The organism is Pseudomonas sp. NPDC088885, from assembly GCF_044750025.1.
Lineage (GTDB): Bacteria > Pseudomonadota > Gammaproteobacteria > Pseudomonadales > Pseudomonadaceae > Aquipseudomonas > Aquipseudomonas rustica.
Window position 1 is genome coordinate 1 of the sequence record NZ_JBIVJB010000108.1, and the last position, 7,502, is coordinate 7,502.

Below are 7,502 nucleotides of genomic sequence, written 5' to 3' on the forward strand. Positions count from 1 at the left end.
GGGTGGCTTGCAGGGTTTTCACCGAAGGGTCGGCGAAGCGGATGTCGACCTGATGGCTGCTGTTTTGCAGGTTCAGGTTCTTGCTGTTGACCAGCAGTTCTTGTTTGCCGCCCGGCTTGAGCGTGGTGCTCGCGGACATCTGTGCGTCTTTGCCTTCGCAGCCGTTGTCGAGCAGGGACATCATTTGGCGATAGATGGTCTCCTGGTCGAGGCGATACAGCGGCGAGAATTCCCAGATGAGAATTTTCGGCGGGGTCTTCTGGAATTCGTCGCTGCCGAGGTACTGCAGCATCGAACCTTCCAGACCACCGCCGGGGAACGCGACGTTGAGAATGTCGGCGCCGATGGCTTCTTCGAGGAAACCGGCGAAGTTGTAGTTCTTGCCGCTGTGCGAAGTACCGACGAGGGTGATTTGCGGGTTGCCGGAATCGCCGAACAGATCGCCGTCGCCAGCCTCGCCCTTAGGCTCGGTGGTGAACTGATCCATGTACTGGATCGCATAACTGGTGCCGCACAGTTGCCCGGCCATGTTGTGCAGGGTGCCGGTCTTGCCCATGCGCCCGGAGCGTTTGGTTTCGAATTCACGCTTGGGAATGTCGGCGAAGGCCGGGATCTGCTTGACCTTCTCGGCGACGATTTTCGCCGTGCGCTGTGCACCGTATGGCGTCCAGTGTTGGTCGCCGCGGAAGTAGAAGTCGTGGGCGGGCAGGGTGTCTGGCAGCGATTCGTTGGTCAGCGGCGACAGGTCTGGCACGACGTAACCCATCTTGGCGAAACGGCCGAGCATGGTCTTGTAGTTGCCCAGCGCTTTCTCGTAATCGAACGCGGCTTTTTCCTGCGGGTTGAGCTTGTTGCGGTTCACCAGGCCACGGGTTGGCTGGTAAACGATCACCAGCTCGACGCCTTTGGCCTTGAACGCATCGTGCAGCTGTTGCAGGCGTTTGTAGCCGGCCGGGGTGGTGTTGAACTCGGTGCGCAAATCTTCCTGAGTGCGGAACAGCCAGTCGCCTTGCGCCTGCACCAGCGTGGTGAAGTTCTGCTGATAACGCGTGGTGTAGTTCTTCGCGTCATGGGCGGCCGGGCACAGGTTGCAGCACGGTTCGGCGCTGAACTTTGGCGGCGTGGCGGCGGCGCCTTCATCGGCACGGGCGCCGTTGCTGGCCGCGAGAATGCCCACGGTCAGGGCCGACAGGCTGAGTAATTTGATCAAGTGTGGGTGCATAAAATTATCCTCAGTCCTGCATTTCGGTCTGGCGTTCGACAGGGTCGATCAGCACGGCTTTCTGCTGGCGCACCAGCAGGTCGAGAATTTCATCATGGCGCTCGCCTAGGATGCCGTTGAAGCTGATGCCGCTGGATTTGGTCGGCGCCAGCATCGACACGCGATACAGCTCGACACTCAAAGGCGAATCGATCGACAGCGGGCCGCTGCCATTGGCCGCCAGCTCACCGCCAACCACGATCAGCGACACCTGCGCATCGAACGGGTCGAGCTTGATGTCACGGTCGGTGTCGCTCAGATCCTTGATGTGGCCGTAAACGCCGGTCAGGCCGTTGGCCATGGCGACGTTTTCGTAGAGGCGGATGTTCACGCTGTTACGAATGCGAATGCCGTGGCGCTTGTTGCTGATGACCTTGTTGCCCCACAGCAAATTGTCGGCGGACTCGTAGAGCGTGATGCCGTCGGTGTGGTTCTTGTAGATCTCGTTGTAGGCAATGATGTTGTTGACGCTGTTACGGTCGATCACCAGGCCCGAGAGGTGGTTGTCGAAGCTCTTGTTGTTGAAGATGAAGCTGTCGTTGACCTCACGGGAAATAATGATCCCGTGCTTCTTCTTCGTGCCGTGCACGGTGTTCTCGGCAATGATCAGGCCGTGAGAACGGTCGTGCGGGTCGATGCCGTAAACGATGTTGTCTTTGTAGGTGTTGCCCTTGACCACGAAGTCGCGGGTCTCGTAGCAGTAGAAGCCGTACCACATGTCGGAGAACTCGGAGCCGACGATCCAGCCAGTAGGTTCAGGACGCTTGAGCACCTTGGCCATGTTTGGCGTGTACTGGGAAATACTCACGCCGTACGACTTACTGTTGGCGTAGCCGAAACTGGCCATTTTGCTGTTGACGATGTAGGTCTCGGTGCCACCCCAGGCGAGCAGAAACGGGCGGAATTCCTTCGGCGAACGGAAGGTCGCCGGGCCGTTTTCCTTCTCGCGCCAGCCGGTGACTTTGGTGTCACGGAAGAACAGCTGGCCGTCGTTGACCATGAACGCACCGGCCTCCTGGGACAGACGCAGTTCCTGGGTCTGGCCATCGATTTCGAGGATGCCTTTACGGCCAACCACGATCGGCAGCTTCGACAGGTACACGCCCGGCGAGGTTTCGCTGAAATACTGCTTGGGCAGTTTCTGCGCCAGATCCTTGAGGTTCATGTAGCCGTCGTCGACGAAGATCGCCTGCGGGATGCCGTGCTGACGCACCACCCATTCGGCCATCTTGTTGTCACCGCCGATGAAGTCCTTCAGCGCGTCTTCCTGCATCATCCGGCGCACGCTGATCTTGCCCGGTTTGCTGCGGACGATCTTCGCCGCAGCGGCTTCGGCGGTGAAGCCGGAGAGGTCGGGCAGTTTCGGCGCGGCCAGATTCAGCGCGTCGGTTGGCGCGCTGCTGACGGTGTAGGTCTTGGCCTGTTGCAGTTCTTTGGCCACGGTGGCCGGCTTGGCCGGTTGTGGCGCCGTCGGCTCCACATTGGCGAAGGCGCCGGCGCTGGCCAGCAGCATCGCGCCGGCCAGCAGGCTGAGTGAGCCTATCCTGGTGCTGATCATGTCGGGCACTCCCTTGGCGGTTTGCATCAGAAGCGCCAGATCACGTCGATGAACGCGCGGTGCATGTACGAATCAACCTGCTTGCCGTAGGCATCGCCCGGTTTGAACACACCGCCACGGAAGCGCACGAGGGCCGAAGGCTCGTCGATCGACTGGCTAAGCGCCGCCGGCAACAGGCCTTGCTTGAAGTACTTGGTGACGACCAGATCCATCTCCTGACCGAGATCCTTGTTGCCGTCTTCAAGCGGCAGCGAGGTGCTGGAAAGGATCGCGCCGGTGGCGTCGTCGGTGTTGTTTTCCACGGCGTTGATGCCGTTGCTGCCGACCGGCTTGTTGCCGTCGACACGCCAGAACTTGTGGTAGATCAGGCTGGCGTCGTACTCGTCGTTGACCATCCAAGAACCGAACAGCGTGGCGGTCTGCATGTTGTTCATTTCGCCACGGAAGGCTTCGCCGAAACGGTGAACCCGCGAGCGCGTACCGGTGTAGTTGGAGCGGTTGCTCTCCAGACCGTTCTGCTCGTAATCGGCGCTGGCGCGGGCATACGCACCGCCGACTTGCCATTGCGGATCGAGGCGCAGACGCACACCGATGTCGGTGGCCCAGCCGTTGACGTCATCGCTGCGCTTGGCTTGTGCCGGGCGCGTGCCATCGGCATTCAGCGCGTTGACCGTGTCACGGTCGCCGCTCATGCCGGTGATGCTGCCCCAGTAGTTGACGGTGTTGGTGTTGCGCCAGTTGTAGGCGTCGCTGTCGGCGGTCAGGCCGATCCAACTGATGTCGCCGTTCTCGGTTTTATCCAGCGAATCACGCGGGACACCCGGCTCGGCGTAATCGAGTTTGCCGTCGTCGTGGGTATGGTGACCACGAATGCCGACCCACTGGCCCGGCGTCCACTGGTAAGCGGCATCGGCGTAGGCGTGCAGGCGATCTTTGTCTTTCGGCGCCAGCTCTTTCAAGTCGGTGCGGTATTCGCTGAAGCGTTCGGCGACACCGGCGTTGGCGCGCAACAGGGTGGTGTCGAAGGTCCAGTTCAGCGCTTCGATGTTGGTGTCGCGCCATTGGCCGTCGTCATTGCGCAGGCGCTGGCGACCGAACTTGAGCATCTCGCCCGGGTATGGCGTGAGGCCGCTGTAGCCGACCCAGAACTCGCGCATCGCCAGGTAGTTTTTCTTGGTTTTGCGATCGCCGTTGTCGGTGGCTTGTTCACCGTCGGATTGTTGCAGGGTGTCGGTTTCGATGATGTCGGTCGAGGTCACGGCCTGACCCATGGCGTAGGCGCTCCACGCGCCGCTTTCGCCGTAGATCCACGGACGCAGGTCGAGGCCGACGCCGTTGACGTCGCCGCCGCTGGCGGTGCCGAGGTCACGGTCGTCTTCGGACTGGCCGGTGACTTTCACTTCGAGGCCGAAGTTTTTGGTTTCAGTCATCGCGGCCAGTGTCGGGCAAGACCAGATCAGCGCGAAAGTGAGGCCAATACCGGCCTTCACGAATGGATTCAACTTCATAATTTTTCCTCGCCGTCTTCTTCTTGCAGGGCGTGCAGTTGCAGCGTGTTCTGGTTCAGAGCGCCACGGCTGGCTTGCTCCTGTTGCAGCAGACGTTGGGCTTCGGCCAGACGCTCGGGCGGCAATTGCGCGGCGAGGGTGGTCGCCAGCTCATCGGCTTGCGGGGTGTTTTGCGCCTTGGCCAGTTGGCTGAAGACGTAGGCGTTGAGCGGGTCGGGCTTGGTGCCCTTGCCTTGGGAGAACAGTTGCGCGATGGCGAAATCGGCGCTGTTCTGGCCGTTGCGCGCAGCGGTCAGCAAGTGGTCGAGGGCTTTCTGCGGATAGACCTTGCCGAGGTAGCCACGGCGATAGATCTGGCCGAGGTAGTAGTCGGCGGCGACTTCACGGCCAACGGCTTTCTGGAAATGTTCTTCGGCGACTTTGGCGTCGGCCGGGACCATTTTGCCTTCGTAGTAGAGCTTGCCCAGCAACAGCTCGGCGCGTGGCTGGTCGGCGGCGCGGCCGTTGTCGAGGTACTTCATCATCTGGTCGACGTCGCCCAGTTCCGGGTAGTCGTAAAGCAATTGCGCGAGGGTCACCCACGACGCCGGGTAGCCAGGAGCGATCGGCTCAAGCAACGACTGCGCGGTTTTTTCGTCGGGCTTGCCGAGGGTCGAATCGGCCAATACACGGGCCACGGAATCGACGCGCTGGGCGGTGACGGTGCCACGGCTGTAACCGGCCTGCATCTGCTTGATCAGCTCGGCTTGCTGTTCTGGCTGGGCACGTTTCTGATAGACCGTGGCCAGTTCGACGTAGCAGATGTCGGTGGTGTTGAGCGCGGCTTTGCAGATTTTTTCCACGTCATCCAGGTGCTGGTCGTAGGTGCCTTGGGTGCGATACAGCAGCACCTGCGCCAGACCCGCTTCCGGGTAACCGGATTTGCGCCACTGATCGATCTGCTGCTGCGCGTTGATGTTCGGGAAGCTGTGCGGGTATTGCAGGTAGAGCATCGCCAGCGGGATCAACGTGTTGCCTTCGCCATTGGCGGCGGCTTTTTTCAGCAGGGTTTCGGCTTCGTGGTGCTCGGCTTCGGTGGAACCCGGTTTGGCCACCAGCAAGCGGCCAAGACGCGCCTGAGCACGCGGCGAAACACTGGCGGCGGCGCGGTAAGTCGCTTCGGCCTGTTTCATTTGCTCAGGGTCGCGGCTGTCGACCTGGATATCGGCGAGACCGACTTGCGCTTCGCTGTAACCCAGATCGGCCAGTTGCTGATAATTCTGCGCGGCGGTGGCAGTGTCGCCCCGCTTGAGCGCTTCGTTGGCCAGACGCTGATCGGGCAGGCCGGCGCAACCGGCCAGAGAAACTGCCAATGCCAGCGAGCACACCATCAATCCCATGTGGGAGCGAGCCTGCTCGCGAAGCAGTCGACTCGGTACATCAGACAAACCGTGCGGACCCTTTCGCGAGCAGGCTCGCTCCCACAGGGTCGGCGGTGTGTTCAAGATAGGAGTAGTCACAGGCATGTCCTCGACTTAAAGACCGGCAGCCATGGCTTTGTCGATCAGCCAGTTCAGGTTCGGGCCACGGTCGCTGTTGACTTCCACCGGGCGGCCGGCGAGGTTGCTGTCGAGCGGCTCGTCTGGCTGGATCTGTACGCGGATGTCAGAGGACAGGTCGGCGCTTTTCAGGCTGGTGCTGCTGACGATCTTGCCGGTGCGGGTCTTGTCTTCGCCGGCGATCTGGAAGCTCACCGGAGTGCCCGGACGCACGTCGCCGAACTGGCGATAGGAGAAGCGCGCATCAACGGTGGCCTGAGTGTTGCGCGGCACCAGTTGGAAGATCACGTCGCCCTTGCTTGCGTATTGACCGTCCGCCACCAGTTGCTGGGCCACGGTGCAATCGCATGGCGAAGTCAGGGTGCCGGTCATTTGTTTGCCGAACAGTTCTTCAACCTTGGCCGGGGACAGTTGATCTTCTTCCAGATGGCCCTTGAGCACGTCGAGCATGCTGGTGCTGAAGGTCGCCAGTGGCGCGCCTTTGGCGGCAACGCCGTCGGACTTGATCAGGCTCTGCACGGTGCCGTCGCGCGGCATGGTGATGTTCATCCCCGGTACGCTGACCAGACCGGCCTGCGCGTGGCTGACGAAGTACATGCCGTACACCGATTTGAAAATGAAGCCCGCCGCGACCAGACCGACGACAAACACACCGGCGCTGAAGGTCACTGCTTTCAGTCGACCGAACGGGGTCATGCCGGAGCCGCCGTCCTTCACTTTGCGCGCCTTGGTGAAGTTGTCGCGCTGCAGCGTTGCCAGCACTTCACCCATGCTGACGATGTCGCCGGCCAGGTGCGAAGTGATCAAGTGGCGCAGGGTGGAAATGTCCTGCGGCTCGAGGTTCTGAAACTGGCAACCGACGCGGCCGGTCTGGCGGTCGTAAGAACGGATCTGCAGTTCCACGTCCATCGCCAGCCCGAGGTTGTCGATGACGAATTGCAGACGCGCCTTGTGCACGTCGCCAGCCTTGAGCGGCAACTGCCCGGCGTTGAACGCCAGACCACCGGCCGACAGGTCGATGACCCGCGCTTCAACCGGTGTCCGGTCGGGGCCGAAAAAGCGCAGTTTGGCCGGGATTTTCACGCGGGCGTGTTGGCGCTGGGCTTCGGATTCATGCACTACGTTGGCGTTGACGGCGGTATTCATAGGGGCGATTTCCTTGTTAATTCAATAGGGGCGGGTCAGACCATCATCAGCAGCACGGCGACAAAAATGCTGCCGGCGGAGAAGGTCATGGTCCGAGACGACCAGGTGTTGAACCAACGTTGAAAGCTGGCGAGATCACGGGTCAGGGATGTGGGTTGGCGTGTCCAGGATTGTTGGTCGAGGCGGAAGAACACGTAGATCTTCACCAGCGCGCCAACGATCTGGTTGTAATAAAGAATCGCGGGATAAGCCGGGCCGATGCGGTGACCGGAGCACGACAGCAACAGGGTCAGAATCAGGCGGGTGATGCCGATCCACAGCAGGTAAACGAGGATGAATGCGGTGCCGTATTTGAAGCTGGCGATGATCGCCACGGTCAGCCCGAGCAATGACGTCCACATCGATACGCGCTGGTCGAACAGCACCACCGAGGTGAAGGCGCCGAGGCGTTTCACACCCAGGCCCAGCGCTCGCGAGTTCTGGCGCAGATT

5 protein-coding genes and 1 pseudogene are annotated in these 7,502 nt (G+C 61.1%); all 6 read right to left on the minus strand.

The features are described from left to right. A partial coding sequence (locus tag ACIP1X_RS25060; RefSeq protein WP_400755612.1) for an alginate O-acetyltransferase occupies positions 1–1,222 on the minus strand: 1,222 nt, incomplete at its 3' end. Positions 1,223–1,232: 10 nt separating this feature from the next. After that, the gene (algG, locus tag ACIP1X_RS25065) at positions 1,233–2,819 is read right to left on the minus strand and encodes a mannuronan 5-epimerase AlgG (protein WP_400755613.1); all 1,587 of its coding nucleotides are present in this window, start codon (positions 2,817–2,819) and stop codon (positions 1,233–1,235) included. A 26-nt stretch (positions 2,820–2,845) separates the two neighbouring features. Beyond that, positions 2,846–4,327, minus strand: a complete 1,482-nt coding sequence (locus tag ACIP1X_RS25070; protein ID WP_159812214.1) for an alginate export family protein — start codon at positions 4,325–4,327, stop codon at positions 2,846–2,848. Further along, entirely contained in the window at positions 4,324–5,826 is a 1,503-nt protein-coding gene (gene algK, locus ACIP1X_RS25075) for an alginate biosynthesis TPR repeat lipoprotein AlgK (protein WP_400755614.1), read from the minus strand. The genes ACIP1X_RS25070 and algK overlap by 4 nt, the downstream gene beginning before the upstream one ends. A gap of 15 nt (positions 5,827–5,841) precedes the next feature. Further along, positions 5,842–7,011 carry an alginate biosynthesis protein Alg44 gene (locus ACIP1X_RS25080; RefSeq protein WP_053117301.1) on the minus strand — a complete coding sequence of 390 codons (1,170 nt, stop codon included), beginning with the start codon at positions 7,009–7,011 and terminating at the stop codon, positions 5,842–5,844. 35 nt (positions 7,012–7,046) lie between these two features. Then, positions 7,047–7,502 (minus strand): annotated as a pseudogene (locus ACIP1X_RS25085) (glycosyl transferase); the annotation flags it as partial.